The organism is Thalassobacter sp. HA4-2 (assembly GCF_055693705.1).
In genome coordinates this window covers 759547-782310 of record NZ_JBVFUK010000001.1, presented here as the reverse complement: position 1 = coordinate 782310, position 22764 = coordinate 759547, and the positions used below count along the sequence as shown (strand labels likewise).

The window sequence follows — 22764 nt, the reverse complement described above, 5'->3', positions numbered from 1 at the left end:
ACCCATGTTTTCACGTTACAAAAAGCCCCAGTTGGAAAAGGCCAAACCCGTGGCCGCCGCCGCCCCGCAAGCGCAAACACCCGCGGCCGCCCCCGAGGCGGTCAAGATGGTGCGCAAGGCCCCTGCCCCCAAGATGGCCGCCCCCGATGGGGCGATTGTGCCGGGCATGGTCGCCCCGTCCGACAAGGACCTCAAGCGCCGCGCCCGTCTGGACGAGCTGAAGACCGAGATGCACCACCGCCTGTTGGACAATCTCAACCTCGCCGCCCTCGAAGGGGCCAACCCCGCTGACCTGCGCGCCGAGATCATGGCCATCACCAGCGAAGAGCTGGCCGAGATGGGCATCGTTCTGAACAAGGACGACCGCAGCACCCTGAACACCGAATTGTTCGACGAAGTCACGGGTCTGGGCCCGCTGGAGCCGTTGTTGAAAGACGACAGCGTCAACGACATCCTCGTGAACGGGCCGCACAACATTTACATTGAACGGGCTGGCAAGCTGACCAAGTCGGACATCCGGTTCAAGGACGAACAGCACCTGTTGCGGATCATCGACAAGATCGTGTCCGCCGTGGGCCGCCGGGTGGACGAAAGCAATCCATACGTGGATGCGCGGCTGAAAGACGGCTCGCGCTTCAACGCCATGGTGCCCCCCGTGGCCGTGGACGGGTCGCTGGTGTCGATCCGTAAATTCAAGAAGGAGAAGCTGGGCGTTGACGATCTGGTCAAGTTCGGCGCCTTCACCGAGGAAATGGCCGCCTACCTGCAAGCCGCCTGCGCCACGCGCCTGAACGTGATCGTGTCGGGCGGCACAGGCTCTGGTAAGACGACGACCCTGAACGCCCTGTCGTCCTTTATCGGGCAGGCGGAACGGGTGCTGACCATCGAGGATACGGCAGAACTTCAGCTGCAACAGGACCACGTGGGCCGGATGGAAAGCCGCCCGCCCAACGTCGAAGGCAAGGGTGCTGTGACCCAACGCGACTGTCTGCGCAACGCCCTGCGGATGCGCCCCGACCGGATCATCGTCGGCGAGACCCGCGGCGAAGAGGTTATCGACATGCTGCAGGCCATGAACACCGGCCACGACGGATCCATGACCACGATCCACGCCAACAACGCCCGCGATGCGGTCAGCCGCTTGGAAAACATGATCGCCATGGCGGGTATTGAGATGCCGCTGAAGGCCGTGCGCGCGCAAATTTCCTCCGCTGTTAACCTGATCGTACAGGCCTCTCGTCTACAAGACGGCTCGCGCCGGATGGTGTCGATCACCGAGGTCACAGGCATGGAGGGGGAGGTGATCACCTTGCAGGAAATCTTCCGCTACGAACGCTTGGGTCTGGAACCCGACGGCACGATCATCGGGCGGTTCACCGCCACGGGCATCCGCAGCCACTACGCGGACCGGTTCAAGCAATGGGGCTACGACCTGCCCGCCTCGATCTACGAGCCGGCGGAATAGGAAAGGAGTGACGCGATGAACATCTCGATCGAACCCCTGATTTATATCGGTATTTTCGTCGGTGTGATCATGCTGGTGGAAGGGATCTATCTGCTGATCTTCGGCAAGTCGATTTCCATCAACGCCCGCGTGAACCGCCGCCTTGAGATGCTCAAGGAAGGTGACACCCGCGAAGAGGTGATGGACAAGCTGCGCAAGGAACAGACACAGCATTCGGCCGCGCGCAATATCCCGTTCTACTCCCTGATTGCAGAAAAGGCGCAAAAGGGGAACATTGCGTTCACCCCGCCCATGCTGATGGGAATCATGGCGCTGGTCTGCGTCGTGGCCTTTGTCGCGCTGACCGTGGGCACCACGTCGGGCCTTGCCATCCGCCTTTTGGTGTCCGTGGTCTGCGGGATCGGCGGCGTCTATTTCTGGATCAACAAGAAGGCCAAGGATCGTCTGGCCAAGATGGAAGAACAACTGCCCGACGCGGTGGAATTGATGGTGCGATCCTTGCGCGTCGGCCACCCCCTGTCGTCGTCTCTTGGTATCGTGGCCAAGGAAATCCCCGACCCTCTGGGCACCGAAATGGGCTTTATAGCGGACGAGGCGGCCTATGGGCGCGACATCTCCGAGGCGCTGCGCGGGCTGGCCGAACGGGCGGGCCTGCAAGACATGCGCTTTCTGGCCGTGGCCGTGGCGATCCAGCAGAAATCCGGGGGCAACCTGGCGGAAATCCTCGATGGTCTGGCCAAGGTCATCCGCTCCCGCTTCAAGCTGTTTCGCAAGGTGAAGGCCATCACCGCCGAGGCGCGCTGGTCCGGCATCTTTCTGTCCGTCTTTCCCGTGTTGGCCCTGATCGGGATCAACGTGGCCCAGCCGGATTATTACGCCGACGTCAAGGACAGTGCGATGTTCATCCCCGCCGCTGCCGTGGTTGTCGTGTTCCTGATCGTGAACGTGATTTTCATGCGCATGATGGTCAACATCAAGGTATAACTCATGGCTACTTTCTACGCATATCTCGACATGTTGGGGCCCATGGGGCCATGGCTGTTCGCCGGTTTCATCGGTGCGATCATCGGGCTGATCGCCCTGCCCCGGGTCCTGCACCGCGAGGCGAACCCCTTTGACAAGCTCAAGGGCACCGCCATTCAGGACACCGACGAAGAGGTGGTCAGCCTGAACCGCAACACCAAGGCGAACAAGAACATCGCCAAGTTTGCCGAACTGATCGAGGAAGAGGACGCCGAGAAGATCAGCGAAACGCGCAAGCTGTTGATCCGCGCAGGCTACCGCGACCGCGACGCCATCAAGACCATGCAGGCCGCGCAAGTGGTGCTGGGTCTGGGCCTTCTGATCCTGGGCCTGTTCTATGTGCTGGTGGCCGGTGCCGGCATGTCCACGCAGAACATGGTTCTGTCGGCCCTTGTCCCGGGTGCTGTCGGCTACTACGGCCCTAAATACTGGGTGCAAAAGCGGGCGGCCAAACGCCAAGAGGAAATCCTCGCAGGCTTTCCCGATGGGCTGGACCTGTTGCTGGTCTGTGTCGAGGCGGGCCAATCCCTGGACCAATCCATCAAGCGGGTCAGCACGGAAATCCATGCCTCCTACCCCGATCTGGCGGACGAGCTGGCCATCGTCAGCAACGAGATGAAGGCGGGTAAGGACAAACCTGTGGTCCTGAAAGATCTGGCAGAGCGGTGCGATATCCCCGACATCAGCAGCTTTGTGACCGTTCTGATCCAATCGGCGGCCTTTGGTACATCCATCGCAGACGCCCTGCGCGTCTATGCGGCCGAAATGCGGGACAAGCGGGTCATGCGGGCCGAAGAAAAGGCCAACGTCCTGCCCACGAAACTGACCGTGGGCACGATGATGTTCTGCGTGCCGCCCCTGCTGATCATCCTGATCGGGCCGTCGATCCACGGGATCGCCACGTCCTTGGGCGGGGGCTGAGGGCGGATCATGGGCAAGGGGCGCTTTTTGACATCCATCACGGCCGCAGCACTTGCCCTTGCGGCCTGCGCGCCGGACACCGCCCAGCGGTTGCAGACGGGCGACGCGCTGACGCCCCCCGGCGTGGCGCGCGGCGGACCACAGGTGGACCCGGCCCTTGTGGGGGACCGGTTGATGCAGGCCGGAGAGTTCGATCTGGCCCTGCGCGCCTATGGCCGCGCGGTCGCGGAAAACGGCCCAACCCCGGACCTGGAGCACGCCATCGCCTCGGCCAACATCCGGTTGGGGCGCTTGGGGCAGGCCGAAACCATCCTGCGCCGCCTTCTGGCGGACGCCCCCGAAGACCCGCAACTGTTGAACGATCTGGGCGTTTTGCTGATGAAACAGGGCGAATACCCCGAGGCGCGGCTGGTTTTTCAGCAGGCATTTGCGCTGGACAGCGGCAATTCACCAGAAATTCGCGCAAATCTGCGCGCGGCACTCGCAAAAATCGAAAATCCGTCGTATAGTGCGAATAATAACGACGCCTTCACCCTGGTTCGGCGTGGCAACGGGATGTTCTCCCTGACCCAATCGGACCCATAAAAACAAGAAGGCCGAGCAGTAAAGGACGCAAAATGCGCCACCGTGTTTTGACACCCCTCCTGTTAGGGGGCGTTTTGGTCATGTCGGGCTGTGTGCAGCCCGGCGGCAGCGATGTCAGCCGTACCGTCAAGGGGCTGAACGTCGTGGACGAGACCAACCTGAACGAAATCATGCTGACGGTCGCCGACCCGAACGAGGCGGTGGACTACTTTCTGCGCGCCAATCAGGACAACCCGGGCCGCATCGACCTGCAACGGGGTCTGGGCAAAAGCCTGATCCGCGCCAAACGCTACACCGAGGCGCATCTGGCGTGGAAACGGGTGGTGGACCACAAGGACGCCACCAACGAGGACCGCGTGGATTACGCCGGTGCCCTGCTGCGCGCCAACAAATGGCCCGAGGCAGAGAAAATGCTGAACTCCGTCCCGCCCACCTTCGAGACCTATGAGCGCTACCGGATCGAGGCGATCATCGCCGACAGCAACAAGGAATGGGCCAAGGCCGACAGTTTCTATGAAACTGCCGCAGGTCTGACCACCCGCCCCGCCAGTGTCCTGAACAACTGGGGGTTTTCCAAGCTGACCCGGGGGGATTTCGAACAGGCAGAGCGGTTGTTCACCGAAGCCATCACCTATGATTCCACCCTGTTCACGGCCAAGAACAACCTTGTGCTGGCCCGCGCCGCGCAAGACAACTACAGCCTGCCCGCCGTCCCAATGACCCGCGTGGAACAGGCGCAACTGCTGCACACCGCGGCCCTGTCCGCGATCAAGCAGGGCGAGACCACCAAGGGCCGGGGCCTGCTGGAAGAGGCCATCGACACCCACCCCCAACACTTTGACGCCGCCGTGCGCGCTCTGCGCGCCCTTGACAGCGGCACACGAGGATAAACGATGTTGAACTATGATGTGGTCGCAACGGCCCAACAGGGCCTGTGGTTTCTGATCCCGTCCATCCCGATCTGTATCTGGGTGTTCTACACCGACGTCAGCGCCATGCGAATCCCGAACGTGGCGGTTTTGGCCCTGCTGGCGATCTTTGTGGTGATCGGCCCCATGGTCATGCCGCTGGAAGAATACCTGTGGCGGTACAGCCATTTTGCCGTGGTTCTGGCCATCGGGTTCGTGTTGAACGCCACGGTCGGGTTCGGGGCCGGGGACGCCAAGTTCGCCGCCGCCATGGCCCCCTTTGTGGCCCTAGGGGACTGGTCGGTCGCCCTGCTGTTGTACGTGATCTATTCCTTCGTGCTGCTGATCGGGTTCTATATCGTCAAGAAATTCACCCCGATCCCGCGCATGACCCCGGGCTGGACCAGTTGGACCGACGGGCGCATCCCCCTGGGCCTCGCCCTGGCGGTGGTCCATGTGCATTACCTGTATCTGGCCGCGTTCGGGTAAGGGTTCCGTAGGACTTTGCCACTAGTCTGCACCGGGTAGGAGAGACCGAGATGAACGCAATGCCCCCGCCCCAAGGCGTGCCCGCGCCGGCGCCGCTCAAGACCTTGGCGGACACCGGCCTGACGCCTGTGATGTTGCGCGATGTGTTGCTGAAAACCATGTTCCGCAAATCCGTGGAAACCGCGCGCGAGGTGGCCGAGGCGATCTGCCTGCCCGTGCCCCTGTCGCAGCAGTTGATCGACACCCTGCGCGATGGCGGGATGGTGGAATCCACTGGCACGCTCAAGGCCGGCGGCAGCCCGGAAATGGGCTATCAACTGACCGATACGGGCAAGGCCCGCGCCATGGACGCCCTGACCCAGTCGGAATATTACGGCGCCATGCCCGTCCCGATGGAGGCGTACCGCGCCCAGACCCATCGCCAATCGGTCAAGAACGTCGCCATCACCCGCGAAAGCCTGTCACGCTCTATGGGGCACCTGATCCTGCCCCCGGGCCTGATCGACCAATTGGGCCCTGCGGTAGGCTCCGGTCGGTCGGTGCTGATGTACGGCCCCCCGGCAACGGTAAATCCTCGATTGCCGAAGGGATCCGCGCCGCCCTTGGCGACAACATCTATATCCCCCGCGCCCTGGAATACGCAGGCCAGATCATCACCCTGTTCGATCCAATCGTCCACACGCCGATCCCCATGGCCAAGAACGACCCCACCTGCCTGCGCCGCACCGGCCCCCGGTTCGACGACCGCTATATCCTGTGCCAACGCCCCACGGTGATGACCGGGGGAGTTGACGCTGTCCATGCTGGACCTCAACTACAACGCGGTCGCGCGGACCTATCAGGCCAGCCTTCAACTGAAATCTTCGGGCGGGGTTTTCATCGTGGATGACCTTGGCCGCCAGGAAGAGCCGCCACAGGCCCTGATCAACCGTTGGATTGTGCCCATGGAAATGGGGTACGACATCCTTGCCCTGCAATCGGGCGAGAAGTTCGAGGTGCCCTTTGACACGCTTGTGGTGTTTTCCACCAACTTTCACCCCAACAAGATCTTCGACGGCGCGGCCCTGCGCCGGATTTTCTTCAAGATCATGATCGACGGGCCGGACCAGCAGGATTTCCTGAAGATTTTTGCCATGGTCGCCAAGAAAAAGAAGATGCCCCTGGACGAGGCGTCCTTGGTGCATTTGCTGAAAAACAAATACCCCGAGATTGACCACGTCTACGCCAACTTCCACGCGCCCTTCCTGATCGACCAGATGATCGCCATTTGCGACTACGAGGGCACGGGCAACCGCATGACGCCCGAACTGATCGACCGGGCCTGGGAAAACCTGTTCGTCCGCGAAGGCGAGATCGCACATTAGGCAAATTCCAAATTGCCGCCACAAAAACGTCCAAAAGACCGGCCATTCCCTTTGCACACGCAAAGTAAAGTAAAGGAAATGCCATGCAGTTTGTGACCGACGAAACCGGCGCAGTCACTGTTGATTGGGTCGTGCTGACCGCCGCACTTGTGGGCCTTGGTTTGGCGACCATGGGTGTCGTGTCCAAAGGGGTCGAGGACGTATCGGGCGACATTGAGGGGCAACTGACGTCGAACAATCCGATTTTCACCAGCTTTGTGCAACGCAACAACCCCGATTTCTGGGAAATCTATTCCGCATGGCATGATATCGAACTCGGCGATGAGGCCTACAAACTGTCTGGATTTGAGGGGCGTGTTGCCGAACTCAACGGTCATGACAACGCCGCTTTGACCAATCTGATGGCAAGCAATTCCCAGAACCTTGCAGTGGACGCCGCGCAACTTGCCTTCTATCAATCTGTCGCCGCAGGCAGCCCCGATGCAGATCTTTGGACCACCGAGGCCACACAGATGACAGGGTTGACCGCCAATGAGGCGCTGAGCCAAGCAAGTGATACAGCTTGGCGCGACACCAGGATCGAACAGTTGGAGGTTCACACGACCTACTTCCAAGGTGAGAACGCCTTGATCTCCGAGATCTTGGAAAGCCGCTGATGGAGGGGCACTCTGCCATGCCCCCATCCTGTGCCGCACGACCCTGCGGCTGATCATTCTGCCCGCCCGCTTAACGAAGTGGTTCGGCACGCGCAGTTGGTCGCAGCCTCCATCTTAGTTGGACAGGCTGGCGCGCGTCTGTGATCCCACGCGGCGTGCCATGATTCTGCCCCATTCTGATTGTATCCAATAGGGAAACAAAAGAATGGGGCCATGGGCATGAGCAACGCTTCCGACTACCACCGCAACGACCTGCGCTTTCGGCGCACACCGACGCAAAGTGTCAAGAACCTGCGCCGCCTTACGGATGTCTGCGCCGTGCTGGGGGCCGCCTGTCTGGCGGTCTACCTTCTGGCGCCATCCCCGCAGTCTTCGTCCATTGACGTGGACAACGTCGCCTTCACGACCTTCACCTTTGACGCCGATCTGTCGCCCAAGGAACGCTACGCTGAAAGCCGCGCGGCCTTGCGGGATGTGGTGGATGCTGACGTTGCGGCGACCATCAGTGTTGATTCCAACTACTACGCCTTGCTGGAACAGTCGGGGCCGGACTTCCTGCGCCAGATCTACGCCGAGGCGGACCTGAGTTTCAAAACCTACAAGGCGCGCTTGCAGGCCCGTCCGGGCGGGTGGTCAGAGTATGAGCGCACCTTGCTGACGTTCGAGGAAGCGCGGCGCGATTATCTGCGGTCCTTGTTGGATCAACGCGCCTCTTGACCCTTGGCGCGGGGGGCGCTGGCCCTACCGTGTGGAGCATGAATATCCCCCCTCCCTCGCCCGGTGGTTCGACACGCGTGGCTGGTCCCCCCACCCGCACCAACTGGCGATGCTGGAGCGCGCCGCCGATCCTGCCTTGCTGTTGATCGCGCCCACGGGCGGCGGCAAGACGCTGGCCGGGTTCCTGCCGACCCTGTGCGAACTGGCTGGGGGCGGGCACAAGGGGCTGCACACGCTGTATATTTCGCCGCTCAAGGCGCTGGCTGCGGACATCAAGCGCAACCTGCGCACCCCCGTTGAGGAGGCGGACCTGCCGATCCGCATCGACGACCGCACCGGCGACACGCCGCAATCCCGGCGCAAGGCGCAGCGTGCGGACCCGCCCCATATCCTGCTGACGACACCCGAAAGCCTTGCCCTGTTGATCAGCTACGAAGACGCGCCACGCATGTTTGCGGGGGTGCAGCGGGTGATCGTGGACGAAATCCACGCCCTGGCCGACAGCAAGCGCGGGGACCAGTTGATGCTGGCCCTGTCCCGGCTGGAGGCGATTGCCCCGGGCCTGCGGCGGGTCGGCCTGTCGGCCACGGTGGATGACCCGGCGGCCATCGCAAACGTGCTGGCCCGCCACCCGGACGCCTGCCCGATCCTGCACGCAGACCCCGGCCCGAACCCCGATATCCAGATGCTGAACACCGCCGAGGCCCCGCCATGGGCGGGGGCGGCGGGCGCTATGCGATCCCTGCGGTGCTGGAACAGGTCAAGGCGCACCAGACGACGTTGATCTTTCACAACACCCGTGCGCAGGCAGAGCTGTTCTTTCACGCCCTGTGGCAGGCCAACACCGACAACCTGCCCATCGGCATCCACCACGGTGCCCTGTCCCGCGAGGCCCGCGAACGGGTCGAGGCGGCCATGGTCGCAGGCGATCTGCGCGCCATCGTCTGCACCGGCAGCCTTGATCTGGGCATCGACTGGGGCAACGTCGATCTGGTGATCCAGGTGGGCGCGCCCAAGAACGTCAAGCGGCTGGTGCAGCGGATCGGGCGGGCCAACCACCGCTACAACGCGCCGTCCAAGGCCCTGCTGGTGCCCGCCAACCGGATGGAGATCGTGGAGTGCAAGGCAGCACTTGAGGCCGCCGCCGCCCACGATCTGGACGGCGAACCCCGCACCCCCGGCCCCCGGGACGTGCTGTGCCAGCATATCCTGATCCGCGCCTGCGCGGGGCCTTTCGCGGCCGATGACCTTTATGCAGAGGTCAAGACCTGCGGGGCCTATCAATCCCTGACCCGGGCGCAGTTTGACGATTGCCTCGATTTCGCGGCCACGGGGGGCTATGCCTTGCGCGCCTATGACCGGTGGCAGCGCCTGATGCAGCGCGCCGACGGCCAGTGGCAGTTGCGCGACCCCCGCGCCACCCGGGACATCCGCATGAACATCGGCACCATCCTGCAGGCCGAAACCCTGAAGGTGCGGATGCGCGGGCGCGGCGGCACCCCCTTGGGCGAGGTGGAGGAAGAGTTCGCCGCCACCCTGACCCCGGGCGACACTTTTCTGATGGGCGGGCGGATCGTCCGGTTCGAAGGGTTGAAGGAGTTGACGGTCGAAGTGTCCAACCGCCCCAACGCCCAGCCCAAGGTGGCCACCTTCTATGGCACCAAGTTTGCCACCTCGACCCAGCTGGCCGACCGCATCCTGCGGATCTTCCAGCAAGACGACTGGCCCGACCTGCCCGCCCACACCCGCGACTGGCTGGCCCTGCAACGCAGGGTGTCGCGCCTGCCCGAACCGGGGCGGCTGTTGATCGAAAGCTTTCCCATGGACGGGCGCGCCAACACGGTGGCCTACGGGTTTGCCGGGCGCAATGCGCAGCAAACCCTGGGCCTGCTGCTGGTCCAACGGATGGAGGAGGCGGGCCTTGGCCCCATGGGCTTTGTCGCCACCGACTACGCCACCCTGATCTGGGGACTGGACCCGGTGCGCGACCCGCACCAGTTGATCAACCGCGACGGGCTGGCCGATGCGCTGGACACCTGGCTGTCGGGCAATCAGGTGATGAAACGCACCTTTAAGGGGGCCAGCATCATCGCGGGCCTGATCCAGCGCAACCTGCCCGGCAAGCGCAAGACCGGGCGGCAGGCGACCTTTTCCAGCGATATCCTGTACGACACCCTGCGCAAATACGACCCCGACCACCTGATGCTGCAAATCACCCGAGAGGAGGCGATGCGCGGCTTGGTGGATTTTGGCCGGATCGAAGAGATGCTGGACCGCATCGGGGACCGCATTGATCTGGTGGAATTGAAACGGGTGTCGCCCTTGGCCGCACCGCTGTTTCTGGAACCCGGGCGGGTGCCGATCAAGGGTCTGGGCGAACAGCGCCTGCTGGCGGACGAGGCCGCGCGCCTGATGGCCGAGGCGGGCCTGACGGAAAACAGCCCGTCCGAATAAAACCTGCGGGTGGCGGGACCGCATCGACCGTCGAACGAAGGCTTCCCGAGGACCTGTATGTACAGGTGGGCGCCAGGTAACAAGGCCACGGCCATGACAGAGCCAGCTCCCTCGGATTTGCTTAAGGCCACCGGAAGTTCGTTATGGTGACGCATCGCGCAGTACCCGCCACCCATGGACATAGGCCCCCGGTCCCGATCCAGCAAGGGGTGACATGTGTTCATCTTTTGTTCATATTCGCCCCATGATCGAGAACATGACCGAGATCACGCCCGAAACCCTGACCTCTGGCCAACTGCTGGCACGGGGCACCGCGCGGATGTTGCGCAGCCTTGATTTCACCTGTGTCGAGGAATTCGTGCCCGATCGGGGCCTGCGCGTGGACGTCATCGCCCTTGGCCCCAAGGGCGAGGTCTGGATTGTGGAATGCAAATCGTCCCGCGCGGATTTCCAGTCTGACGGGAAATGGCAGGGATACCTGCCGTTTTGCGACCGGTATTTCTGGGCCGTGGGTCAGGATTTTCCCACGGACCTGCTGCCAGACGACACGGGGCTGATCCTTGCCGATGGCTACGGCGCCGAGGTGCAGCGTATGGGACCGCTGACCAAATTGCCCGGCCCCCGTCGCAAATCCCTGACCCTGAAAATCGCCCGCACCGCCAGCGCGCGCCTGCACGCCCTGCGCGATCCGATGGCCATCAGCCCTTTTGGCTGACGATGGCGGCGGCGGCGCGCAGCTCTTCTGCGATGTCCAGCGCCTCTTCGGGGTCGAAATCCATGGGGATCTCGATCCCGTCCGCCTCGATGAACAATCGCACCATGCCTTGGGACGTGGGGCCGATCTGCAAATTGGCTTGGATATCGCGTTCGTCGTTGATGCCCATGGACCTGTTCCTTGTTGCCTGACTGCGAGGTAGCGAAAACAACCCGCCCGCGCAACCAAATGGGACCGATTCCACACTTGCAATCCATTCGGTGGGACGCTATCCCGACCCCCGTGCCGCCTTAGCTCAGTAGGTTAGAGCGCCTGATTGTGGATCAGGAGGTCCCCCGTTCGAGCCGGGGAGGTGGTACCACTTCCCACACCTTTAGTCGACGACCGCCTCTTCGACGGTAACCTCTTGGCGCAGGCTGCCGTCGCGGTTGAAGATCAGGATGCGGTCGTCGGTCGTGACCACGGCCCACCAGCCCTGGCCTTGGGTGATCGCCTGCGCCGTGGCCCCGGCTGGCAGGTCCAGCGCCTCGGGGATCACAACGGACGCCGGGAAGCGCGTGACAAACAGCGCCACAATCACTACCACCCCCCCAATCATCACCAGCGTCAGCACGGTGACCAACGTTTTCAACAACCGCAAATGCGGTGGCAATTCGGGAAAGTCTTCGGTGTCGGACATCATCACATTCCATATCGGGGATGCGCCCCCTGCCCGCCTTGATAAGGCCATCGCGCGGGATGTGCCAGCGGACGCGCACCTCAGCCGCTCGCGCCTGGCCCGCCTGATCGCCGAGGGCGCGGTCACGGTGAACGGGGTCGTGGTAACGGATCAAAAGGCCAAGATCGCCCAAGGGGCCGAAATTGCCGTGACCGTCGACATCGCCACCGAGGTCGAGACCGTGGCCGAGGACATCCCCCTGACCGTGTTGTTCGAAGACGAGGACCTGATCGTGATCGACAAACCGGCGGGCATGGTGGTGCACCCGGCCCCCGGCTCGCCCAGCGGGACGCTGGTCAACGCCCTGCTGCACCATTTCGGCGGCGCGCTGTCGGGGGTGGGCGGGGAAAAGCGTCCGGGCATCGTGCACCGGATCGACAAGGACACCAGCGGCCTGTTGGTCGTGGCCAAATCCGACGCCGCCCACCACGGCTTGGCCAAGCAGTTCGAAAAACACACGGTCCACCGGCGCTATCTGGCGGTGTGCTACGGCGTGCCCTCGGTGGCGGACCCGCGCCTGCACGGCATCCGGGGCAGCAGCTTTGAACCCGGGAACGTGTTGAAACTGACGACCCAACTGGCCCGCCACAAGACCGACCGCCAGCGTCAGGCGGTTCTGTTTGACGGCGGACGCCATGCCGTGACCCGCGCCCGGGTGGTCGAGGATTTCGGGTCCGCCGCCCTGATCGAATGTTGGCTGGAAACCGGGCGCACCCACCAGATCCGGGTGCACATGGCCCACGCCGGGCACGCGCTGGTGGGTGATCCGACCTATGGCAGCCGCCGCAAACTGCCCCCCAAGATGCCCGGGGCCGAGGCCGTGTCGGCCTTTCGCCGCCAAGCGCTGCACGCGGCCCAGTTGGGCTTTGAACATCCCGTCACGGGGGCACAGATGTCTTTCGACAGCCCCCTGCCCGCAGACTTCGCCACCTTGCTGGACGCCCTGCGCGGCTGAGGGGATCACCCTGCATCACTGCACATAACCTTCGCGTGATACCCCTAGACTTGTGCACCACCGCGCGTATTATCTGAACCAATCGGTTCGCTTTTTGCGCGACCACACTTGTAAACCCTTTGTTAACGCCCCATTTCGTACATAAGTAACACGCGTTAACATCGCTGATTTTGGGGGATAGATCATGTCCAACTACACCAAACTGCCGGCCCCGTCGCCCGAACAGGGCCTGAACCGCTATATGCAGGAAATCCGTAAGTTCCCGATGCTGGAGCCTGAGGAAGAGTACATGCTGGCCAAGGCATGGGTCGAGAAAGAGGACACAGGCGCGGCCCACAAACTGGTCACCAGCCACCTGCGTCTGGCCGCCAAGATCGCCATGGGCTATCGCGGTTATGGCCTGCCCACAGCCGAGGTGATCTCCGAGGCGAACGTGGGCCTGATGCAAGCGGTCAAGAAGTTCGACCCCGAAAAGGGGTTCCGTCTGGCCACCTACGCCATGTGGTGGATCCGCGCCTCGATCCAGGAATATGTGCTGCGGTCGTGGTCCATGGTGAAACTGGGCACGACCTCGGCCCAGAAAAAACTGTTCTTCAACCTGCGCAAGGCCAAGGCCCGCATCGGCGCGCTGGAAGATGGCGACCTGCGCCCCGAACACGTGGCCCGCATCGCCACCGACCTCAGCGTCACCGAAGAAGAGGTGATCTCCATGAACCGGCGCATGTCGGGCGGGGACGCGTCCCTGAATGCCACCGTGTCTGCGGATGGCGAAGGCGCGACCCAGTGGCAGGACTGGTTGGAAGACGACAGCGCCGATCAGGCCGGTGATTACGCCGAGCGGGACGAGATGCAGGCCCGCCTTGCCCTGATGCAGGACGCCATGGAGGTATTGAACGAGCGGGAGCGGGACATCCTTGTCCAGCGCCGCCTGTCCGAGGAAACCGTCACCCTGGAGGATCTGTCCGGCCAATACGACGTCAGCCGCGAACGGATCCGCCAGATCGAGGTCCGCGCCTTTGAGAAACTGCAAAAGCGCATGAAGGAACTGGCTACGGAAAAGGGCATGCTGCCAGCGGCTTGACCCCCGCCGCCAATATCGTAGCCTTCCCCACGCACCGCCGGGGAGGGCGACAATGACCACACCACTGCGATGGGGCATCCTGGGCGCCTCCAATTTTGCAAGCCAGGACATGGCCCCCGCGATCCACGCCGCCCGGGATACGGCATTGGTGGCCCTGGCCACGCGGGACCCGGCCAAGGCTGCACCCTTTGCCGCATTCGCGCCGGGTCTGACCGTGCACAGCGATTACGAGGCTCTGCTGGCCGACCCGCAGGTGGACGCGGTCTATATCCCCCTGCCCCACCCGATGCATGTCCCATGGGGCATCAAGGCCCTGAAGGCGGGCAAACACGTGCTGGTGGAAAAGCCCACGGCCATGACCGCGCCCGACATTGCCCCCCTGATCGCCGCCCGGGACGCGGCGGGCCTGGTGGCGACCGAGGCCTTCATGATCGTCCACCATCCCCAGTGGGACCTCGTGCGCGACCTGCTGGCAAAGGGCGCGATCGGCACCCTTGGGCACGTGCAGGGCACCTTCACCTACAACAACGCCGCAGACCCGGGCAACATCCGCAACAGGGCGGATATGGGCGGCGGATCCCTGCCCGATATCGGCGTCTACACCATCGGTGCCACCCGCTGGGCCACCGGGGCAGAACCGCTGGCCATCGCTTACGCAGACCTGACCCTTGAGGGCGAGACCGAGGTCACCGCCCGCGCCGCCGCGCGCTTTGCCGGGTTCACGGCGCACTGGCTGACCTCCATGCGGATGGACCGGTGGCAGCAGATGACCTTCCACGGCACGCGAGGGGTGATCCGGCTGGACACGCCCTTCAACCCCCTGGCCCATGATGCCGCGCGCGTCACGGTCGAGACGCAGCACAGACGAACCGAACACCGCTTTCCGCGCGCCAACCAATACATGGCCCAGGTGGAAAATTTCGCCGCCGCCGTGCGCGGGGATGCCCCGCTGCGCTGGACGCTGGAACAGGCGCGCGGCACCCAACAGGTGATCGACGCCATTGGTCAGGCGGCGCAGTGATGGCGGGCGGCTGGGCAAAGGACGGGGCCGTGGGCGAACAGATCGAGGCTTCGATCAACGATGAGCTGGCGCGCCTGCGCGCGCAATCCAGACCCCAGGGCGACAGCCTGACCCACTGTGCGGAATGCGAAGAACCGATCCCCGAGGCCCGCCGCACGGCCATCCCCGGCGTCAAAATCTGCATCGACTGCGCCCAGGACCGCGCGGCAGCCGCCGCCCCCAAAGGCGGCATCAACCGCCGCGGCTCAAAGGACAGCCAACTAAAATAAGCCCAGCTTCATTGGGTCAAAAATACCCCGGTGGGGGTCCGGGGAGGCAGCGCCTCCCCCGGCGTCGCGACGGGCCGCAAGGCCCGGCGCAAACCCTCACTCCATCGCTTCCAACTGGTCGATAAAGCCCGAGATCATCGACAGGCCCTTGTCCCAGAATGCCGGATCGCTTGCGTCCAACCCAAAGGGGGCCAGCAGCTCCTTGTGGTGCTTGGACCCGCCTGCGCGCAACATCTCGAAATACTTTTCCTGGAAATCCGCGTCGCCCTCCTCGTAGACCGCATAAAGCGCGTTCACCAGACCATCCCCAAAGGCATAGGCATAGACGTAGAAGGGCGAGTGGACGAAGTGCGGGATGTAGGCCCAGAACGTCTCGTAGCCGGGCATGTACTCGAACACGGGGCCCAGACTTTCGGCCTGTACGCTCATCCACAGGGCGTTGATGTCGTCGGGCGTCAACTCGCCTTCGCGGCGGGCGGCGTGCAGTTTGCATTCAAAGTCATAAAAGGCGATCTGGCGCACAACGGTGTTGATCATGTCCTCGACCTTGCCCGCCAGCATCACCTTGCGCGCTGCATCGCTGTCGGCCTTGTCCAACATGGACCGGAAGGTCAGCATCTCGCCGAACACGCTGGCCGTCTCGGCCAGGGTCAGGGGGTGGAGGACAACATCTCTCCCTGCTCGGCCGCCAGCACCTGGTGCACGCCGTGGCCCAATTCATGGGCCAGGGTCATCACGTCGCGCGGTTTGCCCATGTAGTTCAGCATCACGTAAGGGTGCACATCCGTCACCGTGGGGTGGGCAAAGGCACCCGGCGCCTTGCCCGGTTTCACGCCCGCGTCGATCCAGCCCTTGTCAAAGAACGGGGCGGCCAGATCGGCCATGCGCGGATCAAACCCGGCGTAGGCGTCCATCACAGTGCTGCGCGCCTCGTCCCAGTTTACCGTGCGGGTGTCTTCCATGGGCAGGGGGGCGTTGCGGTCCCAGACCTGCAACGTGTCCAGCCCCATCCATTTCGCCTTCAGCGCGTAGTACCGGTGCGACAGTTTCGGATAGGCGGCCACCACCGCATCGCGCAGGGCCTGCACCACCTCCGGCTCCACGTGGTTGGCAAGGTGACGGCCCATCTGGGGCGTCTCCAACCCGCGCCAGCGGTCGCCGATCTCTTTCTCCTTGGCCAGCGTATTGTGCACCCGGGCAAAGGTGCGCACGTTCTGGCCAAAGACCCGGGCCAGTTCCACGGCCGCCGCCTCGCGCTTGGCGCGGTCGGGGTCGGACATGAAATTCAGGGTGCCTTCGATGTTGTAGGTCTCGCCCATCACCTCGAACTCCAACCCGGCAATGGTCTCGTCGAACAGCTTGTTCCACGCGGTCGCCCCCACGACCGAGGTGTCGTGCAGGAACCGTTCCAATTCATCCGACAGCTGGTAGGGCTTCATCGCGCGCATCCGGTCCAGCACCGGGCGATAGCGGGCCAGGCCCGCGTCGGCACCATAGGCGGCCTCTAGGGCGGCATCGTCCAGCGTGTTGAATTCAAGGCTGAAGAACACCAGTTGCCCGGTAAATTGCGTCAGCTTGTCCTGCATGTCGGACATGAACTTGGCCCGTTCGCCATCGGTGGTCTGCTGGTAATAGCGCAGGCCCGCGTAGGACATGATGCGCCCGGCGATCTGGTCGATCCTCTCGTTGCGCTCGATCATCTGGCGCAGGCCGGCGGCGTCGAGGTCTGCCATCTTGCCTTGGTAGTCGGCGGCGAAGGCGGCGCATTCGCCCTCCAACCACTCCAGATCGCGCAGCAGTTCAGGGGCGTCATCCGCGGCGTATAGGTCCGTCAGGTCCCATTCGGGCAGATCGCCATAGGGTTGGCTGCCGGTGTCGGACTGGGCGTCGCGGGGGATGGGGTGGGTCATAAGGTGCCTCAATTCTGTGGTCATGTGTCGTCGCGGGTCAGCGTTGCGCCGCCCGCCTGCATCGCGCCCGTGGCGCGGTCAAATCGCAGGTAGGCCAACGCGCGGGAGCCCGCGACCGTGTGCAGGGTGCCTGCGGGTTTCCCGTCGGCAGTAATCTCTGTCCCCGTGGGGACAGGGCCGGACAGGGTCACGCGGGCCAGCCCCTTGCGCAGTTCGGTCTTGTGTTTCATGCGGGCGACGATTTCCTGCCCCACGTAACAGCCTTTGCGAAAATCGACGCCGTGGAGCCGTTCAAAGTCCATCTCAAGGATGAAGGTCGCGTTGGGGATCAGTTCGACCCCGGTTTCGGGCACCTTGCAGGCCACGCGCAGGGCGTCCCAATCGGTGCCGTCATCGCCCGCCTGCGCCCCGTAGGCGCGCCAGCCCATGTCCGGGTGGCGCGGGTCGGCCATGGCCACGTCGGGCGCAGGGCCGGTGCCGCGCGACAGGTGCAGCCCGCTGTCCTCGATCCCAACGTCAGAGCGCAGCTTGTACATCATCAGCCGCCGCCCAATGTCCTGCGCCAGATCGGTGGCGACATCAAGGAACACAGCATCCCCGTCCTGCCACACGAAAAAGTCCGCCAGGTACTTGCCTTGCGGCGTCAGCAGCGCGGCATAGCCCAGCCCCGCCTCGGGCACCTTGTTGGTGATCAGCCCGTCCAGAAATTTCAGCCGGTCAGCCCCGGTCAGGCGGAAAATCGTGCGCATCGGCGTCTCCTTCCCTTAACAGATAACGTCACGGCGCGGGGCAACAAGAGGCGATTGACCGTTCCGCGCCCCAAGGCTACGCCAATGGGAAAGGAGATGCCCATGACCCTGTCCCACGGCCGCCATACCCTTGCCATTCCCGGCCCCTCGATCATGCCCGACCGGGTGTTGCAGGCGATGCACCGCGCCGCGCCCAACATCTATACCGGGCAGCTGATCGACATGACCTATTCCCTGATCCCCGACCTCAAGGCCGTGGCCCGGACCGAGGGAAATCTGGCCATGTACATCGGCAACGGCCACGCCACGTGGGAGGCGTCCCTTGCCAACACCCATTCGCGCGGGGACAAGGTGCTGGTGCCCTCCAACGGGCATTTCGGCATGGGCTGGGCGAACCATGCCAAGACCATGGGTCTGGACGTGGAGTTCATGGATTTCGGCAAATCCAACCCCATGGACCCCGCCGCGATCGAGGAACGTCTGCGCGCAGACACACAGCACCAGATCAAATCCGTGCTGGCGGTGCATGTGGACACCTCCACCTCGATCAAGGCGGATATCCGGGCCCTGCGCCGCGCCTTGGATGCGGCCGGCCACCCCGCGTTGTTGATGGCCGATTGCATGGCGTCCCTGGGCTGCGACCGGTTCGAGATGGACGCATGGGGCGTGGATATCACCATGGCCGGGTGCCAGAAGGGTCTGATGACGCCCCCCGGGATGTGCTTTGTCTGGTTCAACGACAAGGCGGCCGCGGCGCGCGCGACGGCGGATCTGGCCACGGGCTACTGGGATTGGACCGGGCGCGCGAACCCCACGGGATATTGGCAACTGTGGAACGGCACCGCCCCCACCCATCACCTGTATGGCCTGCGCGCGGCGCTGGACATGATCGTGCACGAGGAAGGTGTGGAAAACGTCTGGACCCGGCACGAAACCCTGGCCCGCGCCCTGTGGGCCGCCTGCGATGTCTGGGCCGAGGGCGGCGCGCTGTCCCTGAACGTGGCCGACCCTGCCCACCGCAGCCACGCGGTCACCAGTCTGCGCCTACCTGTCCCCATGGGGACACGTCTGCGCGAACATCTGGAACAGAAAATGGGTGTGACCCTCGGCATCGGTCTGGGCATGGACGACCCCGACGCGGCCTTCCGCATCGGGCATATGGGGCACCAGACCGGGCATATGATGATGGGCACCCTTGGGTCCATCGAGACCGCCATGGCGGCCCTTGGCCTGCCCTACGGCAACGGAGCCCTGGCCGCAGCGGCAGAGGTCCTGGCCGAGGGCTGACGCCTAGTCCCGGCGGAAGGCATCCCAAAGGCTGTCTTCCGTCTGCGACCGGACGCGGGCCTGTTCCCCGTCTTCGCACCGCTCTGCCAGCCACAGCAATCCGTGCACCAGCAGGGCCACCGCCCCGATCAGCCAAAGCCCCCCAAGCAGGAACAGAATGACCAAGGCGTTCAGGGCAATCGTGATCCCAAGCCCCAAAAATATGCGTCCGAACCAATCCATGGCCGAAACGATAGTGCGTCATTCCGCCGCATCAAGCCCCGAATTGCGGTAGCGCGCGGAAAGTTTGCGCGCCAGATAGACATGGCCCGCGAACCCGACCAGCAGCGCCGCGCCGTAGCCCCAGATCGCCCAGACCGCCACCAGCGCGATGACCAGAACGGCGTAGGCGGACACCAGAAAGGCGTTCGTGAAATCCGGCGCGCGGCCTTGGGGGCGTCCTCGCATATCGTATCCTCCTGCCGTCTTAACGGTAGCGGAGCATCACGATTTGAAAAGTCACAAAGTTGCGCGCGCCTCTGCGATGGCTTCGGGCAACGCGGCGGCAAAGGCGGTCACATCGGCGTCTGGCCCGCAGGACACGCGGATGCACCGGTCCAGGGGCGCCACGCCGGGCATCCGCACAAAGACCCCGCGCTGGATCAGGCCAGCCAGCACCGCGCGGGCGAAATCCCCGTCCCGGCCACAGTCCAGCGTAACGAAATTCGTGGCAGAGGGGATCGCCACGAACCCATTGGGCGCGGCCACGGCGGCAATGCGCAGGCGTGCGGCCTCGACCTGTGTGCGGACGGCGGCCAGCCAGTCCTGATCGGCCAGCGCCGCCAAGGCTCCGGCTTGTGACACCCGGGACATGCCGAAGTGATTGCGCACCTTGTTGAAGGCCATGATCATATCCGCCCCGCCGATGGCATAGCCCACCCGCGCACCCGCCAAACCATAGCCCTTGGAAAATGTGCGCATCCGGATCACGCGCGGATCGGCGGGGTTCAGGGCCGGGGCCGTGCCTTCGGGGGCGAGGTCCACATAGGCCTCGTCCAGCACCAGCAGGCAGCCCTCTGGCACGGCGTCGATCATCCGCTGCACGGCCTGTGCATCGTGCCAGGTGCCCATGGGATTGTCCGGGTTGGAAAGGTAGATCAGCTTGGCCCCCACCTCCGCCGCGCGGGTGATCAGGGCCTGCGGATCCTCGCGGTCGTTCTCGTAGGGCACCGTGTGCAGCGCTCCGCCGTACCCCGCCACGTGGTAGTTAAAGGTCGGATAGGCCCCGGCAGAGGTGACGACACTGTCCCCCGGCCCCACCAGCAGGCGCACCAGATAGCCCAGCAGGCCGTCTATCCCCTCGCCCACCATGATGTGCGCGGGATCAATGTCGTGGTGGGCGGCAAGGGCCATGCGCAAATCAAAGCTTTCGGGATCGCCGTACATCCACGCATCCTGAGCGGCGCGGGTCATGGCATCCACGGCACGGGGACTGGGACCAAAGCCGGACTCGTTGGCCCCCATGCGCGCCGCGAAGGGGCGGCCCAAGGCGCGCTCCTGCGCCTCTGGCCCCACGAAGGGGACGGTGGCAGGCAGGCCCGCGGCAAGTTCGGTCAGTTTCGGTCCGGTCATGTCTTGGCCCCTGAATGTGGTGACCAAGTCAAAGCAGGCGGTCAGGGCAGACGCAACCGCTGACCGACGCGGATCGCGTCCATGGTGCGCAAGACATCGCGGTTGGCCTCGAAAATCTCTTGGTAGGCGCTGGTGGACCCGTAGTGCGCCCGCGCAATGGACGCGAGACTGTCCCCGGCCTTGACGGTGTAATACTGCACATCCGGATCAGGCGTCACCGCTACGGTGGCGATGTTGCTGATCTCGTCCTGCAGGCTGGACCCGCCGTTCAACGTCTCGGCGTGGCGCAGGGCAGAGGCGAGCACGCGCGTGCCGTCCCCGGTGCGCACCGAGCCCGGCACCTCCAGTAGAGGGGCCAGATCGACTGCGCCGCCATCGGTCGCGCCAAGGTTGGCCAGGGCGTTGCTGCTGGCGTCCTGTTCCAACTCTTGCATCACCAAAGAGGCAAGGCCGTTGCGGCTGCGGAATTGCTGCATCGCCTCGTCGCTGACGGTGTCAAGGCTGGCGGTAATTGGGCTGGCGGTAATTGGGCTGGCGGTGGTGTAGGTGGGACGCTCTGTCGGGCGGGCGCTGGCCATCATCAGGCTGCCGGTCGCATCATTGCGGGTGGCAACTTCGGCCTGATCCTGCGCCGCTGCATCCGGGCGCAGCCACAGGGCCACGGCGGCGGCGGCAAACAAACCAGTGTAGATGAGGATCATGCGGATCATTGTACGCCTCCTGCCCATGGGGTGCGGGCGGCGGCCCACGGTCCCGCACCGACCGGACCACGCAGCGCAACACCCATGGTGTCGCGTGCCTCGAATCCGATCTGTGCTGCGGCCGGATCAATGGCCGCTTGGGTGCAAATCATGTTTCTGTCCTTGGGTGATGCGCACCACCTGTTGTTTTTTTGGTTGACTGCGCATGTCCTGCCGATTGGTTAACATAGTGCGGAAGGTGCGAATCAAAGTCAACCACAAGTGGGTGCGACCGGGCGGGTGCACCCCATGATTTAGCGCAAGGGCCTAATCTGTGGGCCTAGTCCGTGGCCCGCTCGATCACTTCGACCACGGCATCGGCAAGGGTCGGATCGTCCAGAAAGCGGCCCTGTTCCAGAAAGGTGACGGTCTGCAACAGCACCCTTGGGTTGTTCATCATGAACGTATGGGTCACGGGCAAAACCGTATGGGCGGCCATCCCCGCCACCTTGGTCGAGGCGACAGTGACCTTGCCATCGTCCGGCCCGGGCAGCAGGCTGGAATAGATCGCATTCAGGCTGCGGTCCCCGGCAATCACGCCAAGCTCGAAATCCACGGGCCCAAGGCGCGCAGGCGTGTGATCGGGACCAGTGCCCAACTCCATCCCGGCGGGGCCGTTGATCCACTGGAACGGTTGCAGTTGGCCCAGTTGGTCCACCAGCTCGCTGCCCTGATTGGGCGGGGCCAGCATGACGACACGGCCCCAGGCCGCAGACGGATGCGCCTTGGCCCAGTCGCGCAATAACAGCCCACCCATGGAATGTGTGACCGCATGGATCGGCGCGCCGGGGGCGGTGATCGCGCATTGGATGCGCGCGGCGGGGATCGCCCGTTCGGCCAGCCCTTTGATCGAGGTTTCGGTGCTGGGGTAGGATTTGTTGATGACGGCGAAACCCGCCTGCTCCAGCGCCTCTTCCATGACGCCAAGGGACAGGTCGGACCGCGCCAACCCATGCAGCAGGATCGCACAGCCCTTGGATCCGGGGTCCAGTGCGGGGTCCTGTGCAGGTTCTTGCGCGGCGGCTTGGCTGGCCAGCAGGGCGAAAAGGGCGGCGTATTTCAACATGCCGCCTATCTAGGCCCTTTGCCGCCCCATTGCGAGGGGGAAGCGCGCCCGCTAAGCCAC

The 22764-nt window shown here is 64.0% G+C and carries 23 protein-coding genes, 1 tRNA gene, 1 other RNA gene and 3 pseudogenes; 17 read left to right on the top strand and 11 right to left on the bottom strand.

Translation table 11 applies throughout. From position 1 onward, the window contains the following. Window positions 1-4 precede the first annotated feature (4 nt). The 10 genes and pseudogenes from ACZ1G0_RS03940 (at window position 5) to ACZ1G0_RS03895 (ending at window position 10582) form a co-directional block, all read left to right on the top strand. Complete coding sequence (locus ACZ1G0_RS03940; protein ID WP_472735751.1) at window positions 5-1465, top strand: CpaF family protein; 1461 nt, start codon at window positions 5-7, stop codon at window positions 1463-1465. Window positions 1466-1480: 15 nt separating this feature from the next. After that, window positions 1481-2449 carry a type II secretion system F family protein gene (locus tag ACZ1G0_RS03935; RefSeq protein ID WP_472735750.1) on the top strand — a complete coding sequence of 323 codons (969 nt, stop codon included), beginning with the start codon at window positions 1481-1483 and terminating at the stop codon, window positions 2447-2449. 3 nt (window positions 2450-2452) lie between these two features. Continuing rightward, window positions 2453-3409 (top strand): type II secretion system F family protein, encoded by a 957-nt coding sequence (locus tag ACZ1G0_RS03930; RefSeq protein WP_472735749.1) that lies wholly within the window; start codon window positions 2453-2455, stop codon window positions 3407-3409. Between the two features lie 27 nt (window positions 3410-3436). Then, window positions 3437-3994, top strand: a complete 558-nt coding sequence (locus ACZ1G0_RS03925) for a tetratricopeptide repeat protein (protein WP_472735748.1) — start codon at window positions 3437-3439, stop codon at window positions 3992-3994. A 32-nt stretch (window positions 3995-4026) separates the two neighbouring features. Continuing rightward, window positions 4027-4884: a tetratricopeptide repeat protein gene (locus tag ACZ1G0_RS03920; RefSeq protein ID WP_472735747.1), complete on the top strand. Its 858-nt coding sequence runs from the start codon at window positions 4027-4029 to the stop codon at window positions 4882-4884. 3 nt (window positions 4885-4887) lie between these two features. Then, a complete protein-coding gene (locus ACZ1G0_RS03915) occupies window positions 4888-5391 on the top strand; it encodes a prepilin peptidase (RefSeq protein ID WP_472735746.1) in 504 nt (167 codons plus the stop codon). A 50-nt stretch (window positions 5392-5441) separates the two neighbouring features. After that, window positions 5442-6755: pseudogene (locus ACZ1G0_RS03910) on the top strand (ATPase). 83 nt (window positions 6756-6838) lie between these two features. Next, window positions 6839-7411, top strand: a complete 573-nt coding sequence (locus ACZ1G0_RS03905) for a hypothetical protein (protein WP_472735745.1) — start codon at window positions 6839-6841, stop codon at window positions 7409-7411. Window positions 7412-7630: 219 nt separating this feature from the next. Beyond that, entirely contained in the window at window positions 7631-8128 is a 498-nt protein-coding gene (locus tag ACZ1G0_RS03900; protein WP_472735744.1) for a hypothetical protein, read from the top strand. A 109-nt stretch (window positions 8129-8237) separates the two neighbouring features. Beyond that, window positions 8238-10582 (top strand): annotated as a pseudogene (locus ACZ1G0_RS03895) (ligase-associated DNA damage response DEXH box helicase). 11 nt (window positions 10583-10593) lie between these two features. On the opposite strand, the gene ssrS reads toward ACZ1G0_RS03895, so the two are convergent. Beyond that, window positions 10594-10750: non-coding RNA, 6S RNA (gene ssrS / locus ACZ1G0_RS03890), on the bottom strand. 76 nt (window positions 10751-10826) lie between these two features. On the opposite strand from ssrS, the gene ACZ1G0_RS03885 reads away from it, so the two are divergent. Then, on the top strand, window positions 10827-11297 hold the full coding sequence (locus ACZ1G0_RS03885) for an MmcB family DNA repair protein (RefSeq protein WP_472735743.1): 471 nt from the start codon (window positions 10827-10829) through the stop codon (window positions 11295-11297). Here the strand turns inward: ACZ1G0_RS03885 and ACZ1G0_RS03880 are convergent. Next, complete coding sequence (locus tag ACZ1G0_RS03880; RefSeq protein ID WP_472735742.1) at window positions 11281-11466, bottom strand: DUF6324 family protein; 186 nt, start codon at window positions 11464-11466, stop codon at window positions 11281-11283. The two genes, ACZ1G0_RS03885 and ACZ1G0_RS03880, sit on opposite strands and share 17 nt — an antisense overlap. A gap of 115 nt (window positions 11467-11581) precedes the next feature. On the opposite strand from ACZ1G0_RS03880, the gene ACZ1G0_RS03875 reads away from it, so the two are divergent. Further along, window positions 11582-11658 (top strand) — tRNA-His (locus ACZ1G0_RS03875). A 12-nt stretch (window positions 11659-11670) separates the two neighbouring features. On the opposite strand, the gene ACZ1G0_RS03870 is transcribed toward ACZ1G0_RS03875, so the two are convergent. Then, a complete protein-coding gene (locus ACZ1G0_RS03870; protein WP_472735741.1) occupies window positions 11671-11976 on the bottom strand; it encodes a DUF6476 family protein in 306 nt (101 codons plus the stop codon). Here ACZ1G0_RS03870 and ACZ1G0_RS03865 point away from each other — a divergent pair. The 4 genes from ACZ1G0_RS03865 (at window position 11966) to ACZ1G0_RS03850 (ending at window position 15341) form a co-directional block, all read left to right on the top strand. Continuing rightward, window positions 11966-12970, top strand: a complete 1005-nt coding sequence (locus ACZ1G0_RS03865) for an RluA family pseudouridine synthase (RefSeq protein ID WP_472735740.1) — start codon at window positions 11966-11968, stop codon at window positions 12968-12970. The two genes, ACZ1G0_RS03870 and ACZ1G0_RS03865, sit on opposite strands and share 11 nt — an antisense overlap. Window positions 12971-13154: 184 nt before the next feature. Next, window positions 13155-14051 carry an RNA polymerase sigma factor RpoH gene (gene rpoH, locus ACZ1G0_RS03860; protein WP_472735739.1) on the top strand — a complete coding sequence of 299 codons (897 nt, stop codon included), beginning with the start codon at window positions 13155-13157 and terminating at the stop codon, window positions 14049-14051. Between the two features lie 52 nt (window positions 14052-14103). Next, complete coding sequence (locus tag ACZ1G0_RS03855) at window positions 14104-15072, top strand: Gfo/Idh/MocA family protein (RefSeq protein ID WP_472735738.1); 969 nt, start codon at window positions 14104-14106, stop codon at window positions 15070-15072. Next, window positions 15072-15341: a DksA/TraR family C4-type zinc finger protein gene (locus ACZ1G0_RS03850; RefSeq protein WP_472735737.1), complete on the top strand. Its 270-nt coding sequence runs from the start codon at window positions 15072-15074 to the stop codon at window positions 15339-15341. Before ACZ1G0_RS03855 ends, ACZ1G0_RS03850 begins: the two co-directional genes overlap by 1 nt. Window positions 15342-15437: 96 nt before the next feature. Here the strand turns inward: ACZ1G0_RS03850 and ACZ1G0_RS03845 are convergent. Both ACZ1G0_RS03845 and ygfZ read right to left on the bottom strand, forming a co-directional pair. Next, window positions 15438-17251 (bottom strand): annotated as a pseudogene (locus tag ACZ1G0_RS03845) (M3 family oligoendopeptidase). 20 nt (window positions 17252-17271) lie between these two features. Then, window positions 17272-18000, bottom strand: a complete 729-nt coding sequence (gene ygfZ, locus ACZ1G0_RS03840; protein WP_472735736.1) for a CAF17-like 4Fe-4S cluster assembly/insertion protein YgfZ — start codon at window positions 17998-18000, stop codon at window positions 17272-17274. Between the two features lie 102 nt (window positions 18001-18102). Here ygfZ and ACZ1G0_RS03835 point away from each other — a divergent pair, with 102 nt between their 5' ends. Next, on the top strand, window positions 18103-19287 hold the full coding sequence (locus ACZ1G0_RS03835) for a pyridoxal-phosphate-dependent aminotransferase family protein (RefSeq protein WP_472735735.1): 1185 nt from the start codon (window positions 18103-18105) through the stop codon (window positions 19285-19287). Window positions 19288-19290: 3 nt separating this feature from the next. On the opposite strand, the gene ACZ1G0_RS03830 is transcribed toward ACZ1G0_RS03835, so the two are convergent. From ACZ1G0_RS03830 to ACZ1G0_RS03805, 6 genes are all read right to left on the bottom strand, one after another. Continuing rightward, entirely contained in the window at window positions 19291-19509 is a 219-nt protein-coding gene (locus ACZ1G0_RS03830; protein WP_472735734.1) for a hypothetical protein, read from the bottom strand. 18 nt (window positions 19510-19527) lie between these two features. After that, window positions 19528-19734, bottom strand: coding sequence for a hypothetical protein (locus tag ACZ1G0_RS03825; protein ID WP_472735733.1), 207 nt, complete (start codon window positions 19732-19734; stop codon window positions 19528-19530). Window positions 19735-19785: 51 nt separating this feature from the next. After that, window positions 19786-20898 (bottom strand): pyridoxal phosphate-dependent aminotransferase, encoded by a 1113-nt coding sequence (locus tag ACZ1G0_RS03820; RefSeq protein ID WP_472735732.1) that lies wholly within the window; start codon window positions 20896-20898, stop codon window positions 19786-19788. A gap of 41 nt (window positions 20899-20939) precedes the next feature. Continuing rightward, the gene (locus ACZ1G0_RS03815) at window positions 20940-21608 is read right to left on the bottom strand and encodes a LysM peptidoglycan-binding domain-containing protein (protein ID WP_472735731.1); all 669 of its coding nucleotides are present in this window, start codon (window positions 21606-21608) and stop codon (window positions 20940-20942) included. Beyond that, window positions 21605-21751: a hypothetical protein gene (locus ACZ1G0_RS03810; protein WP_472735730.1), complete on the bottom strand. Its 147-nt coding sequence runs from the start codon at window positions 21749-21751 to the stop codon at window positions 21605-21607. Before ACZ1G0_RS03810 ends, ACZ1G0_RS03815 begins: the two co-directional genes overlap by 4 nt. Before the next feature lie 167 nt (window positions 21752-21918). Beyond that, window positions 21919-22704 (bottom strand): esterase/lipase family protein, encoded by a 786-nt coding sequence (locus ACZ1G0_RS03805; RefSeq protein ID WP_472735729.1) that lies wholly within the window; start codon window positions 22702-22704, stop codon window positions 21919-21921. Between the last annotated feature and the right edge of the window lie 60 nt (window positions 22705-22764).

What these genes read in the sequence shown, in the direction of transcription:
- ACZ1G0_RS03940 (WP_472735751.1), top strand. Translation starts at nt 5, where the DNA reads ATGTTTTCACGTTACAAAAAGCCCCAGTTGGAAAAGGCCAAACCCGTG.
- ACZ1G0_RS03935 (WP_472735750.1), top strand. Translation starts at nt 1,481, where the DNA reads ATGAACATCTCGATCGAACCCCTGATTTATATCGGTATTTTCGTCGGT.
- ACZ1G0_RS03930 (WP_472735749.1), top strand. Translation starts at nt 2,453, where the DNA reads ATGGCTACTTTCTACGCATATCTCGACATGTTGGGGCCCATGGGGCCA.
- ACZ1G0_RS03920 (WP_472735747.1), top strand. Translation starts at nt 4,027, where the DNA reads ATGCGCCACCGTGTTTTGACACCCCTCCTGTTAGGGGGCGTTTTGGTC.
- ACZ1G0_RS03915 (WP_472735746.1), top strand. Translation starts at nt 4,888, where the DNA reads ATGTTGAACTATGATGTGGTCGCAACGGCCCAACAGGGCCTGTGGTTT.
- ACZ1G0_RS03905 (WP_472735745.1), top strand. Translation starts at nt 6,839, where the DNA reads ATGCAGTTTGTGACCGACGAAACCGGCGCAGTCACTGTTGATTGGGTC.
- ACZ1G0_RS03900 (WP_472735744.1), top strand. Translation starts at nt 7,631, where the DNA reads ATGAGCAACGCTTCCGACTACCACCGCAACGACCTGCGCTTTCGGCGC.
- ACZ1G0_RS03885 (WP_472735743.1), top strand. Translation starts at nt 10,827, where the DNA reads ATGATCGAGAACATGACCGAGATCACGCCCGAAACCCTGACCTCTGGC.
- ACZ1G0_RS03880 (WP_472735742.1), bottom strand. Translation starts at nt 11,466, where the DNA reads ATGGGCATCAACGACGAACGCGATATCCAAGCCAATTTGCAGATCGGC.
- ACZ1G0_RS03870 (WP_472735741.1), bottom strand. Translation starts at nt 11,976, where the DNA reads ATGTCCGACACCGAAGACTTTCCCGAATTGCCACCGCATTTGCGGTTG.
- rpoH (WP_472735739.1), top strand. Translation starts at nt 13,155, where the DNA reads ATGTCCAACTACACCAAACTGCCGGCCCCGTCGCCCGAACAGGGCCTG.
- ACZ1G0_RS03855 (WP_472735738.1), top strand. Translation starts at nt 14,104, where the DNA reads ATGACCACACCACTGCGATGGGGCATCCTGGGCGCCTCCAATTTTGCA.
- ACZ1G0_RS03850 (WP_472735737.1), top strand. Translation starts at nt 15,072, where the DNA reads ATGGCGGGCGGCTGGGCAAAGGACGGGGCCGTGGGCGAACAGATCGAG.
- ygfZ (WP_472735736.1), bottom strand. Translation starts at nt 18,000, where the DNA reads ATGCGCACGATTTTCCGCCTGACCGGGGCTGACCGGCTGAAATTTCTG.
- ACZ1G0_RS03835 (WP_472735735.1), top strand. Translation starts at nt 18,103, where the DNA reads ATGACCCTGTCCCACGGCCGCCATACCCTTGCCATTCCCGGCCCCTCG.
- ACZ1G0_RS03830 (WP_472735734.1), bottom strand. Translation starts at nt 19,509, where the DNA reads ATGGATTGGTTCGGACGCATATTTTTGGGGCTTGGGATCACGATTGCC.
- ACZ1G0_RS03825 (WP_472735733.1), bottom strand. Translation starts at nt 19,734, where the DNA reads ATGCGAGGACGCCCCCAAGGCCGCGCGCCGGATTTCACGAACGCCTTT.
- ACZ1G0_RS03820 (WP_472735732.1), bottom strand. Translation starts at nt 20,898, where the DNA reads ATGACCGGACCGAAACTGACCGAACTTGCCGCGGGCCTGCCTGCCACC.
- ACZ1G0_RS03815 (WP_472735731.1), bottom strand. Translation starts at nt 21,608, where the DNA reads ATGATCCGCATGATCCTCATCTACACTGGTTTGTTTGCCGCCGCCGCC.
- ACZ1G0_RS03810 (WP_472735730.1), bottom strand. Translation starts at nt 21,751, where the DNA reads ATGATTTGCACCCAAGCGGCCATTGATCCGGCCGCAGCACAGATCGGA.
- ACZ1G0_RS03805 (WP_472735729.1), bottom strand. Translation starts at nt 22,704, where the DNA reads ATGTTGAAATACGCCGCCCTTTTCGCCCTGCTGGCCAGCCAAGCCGCC.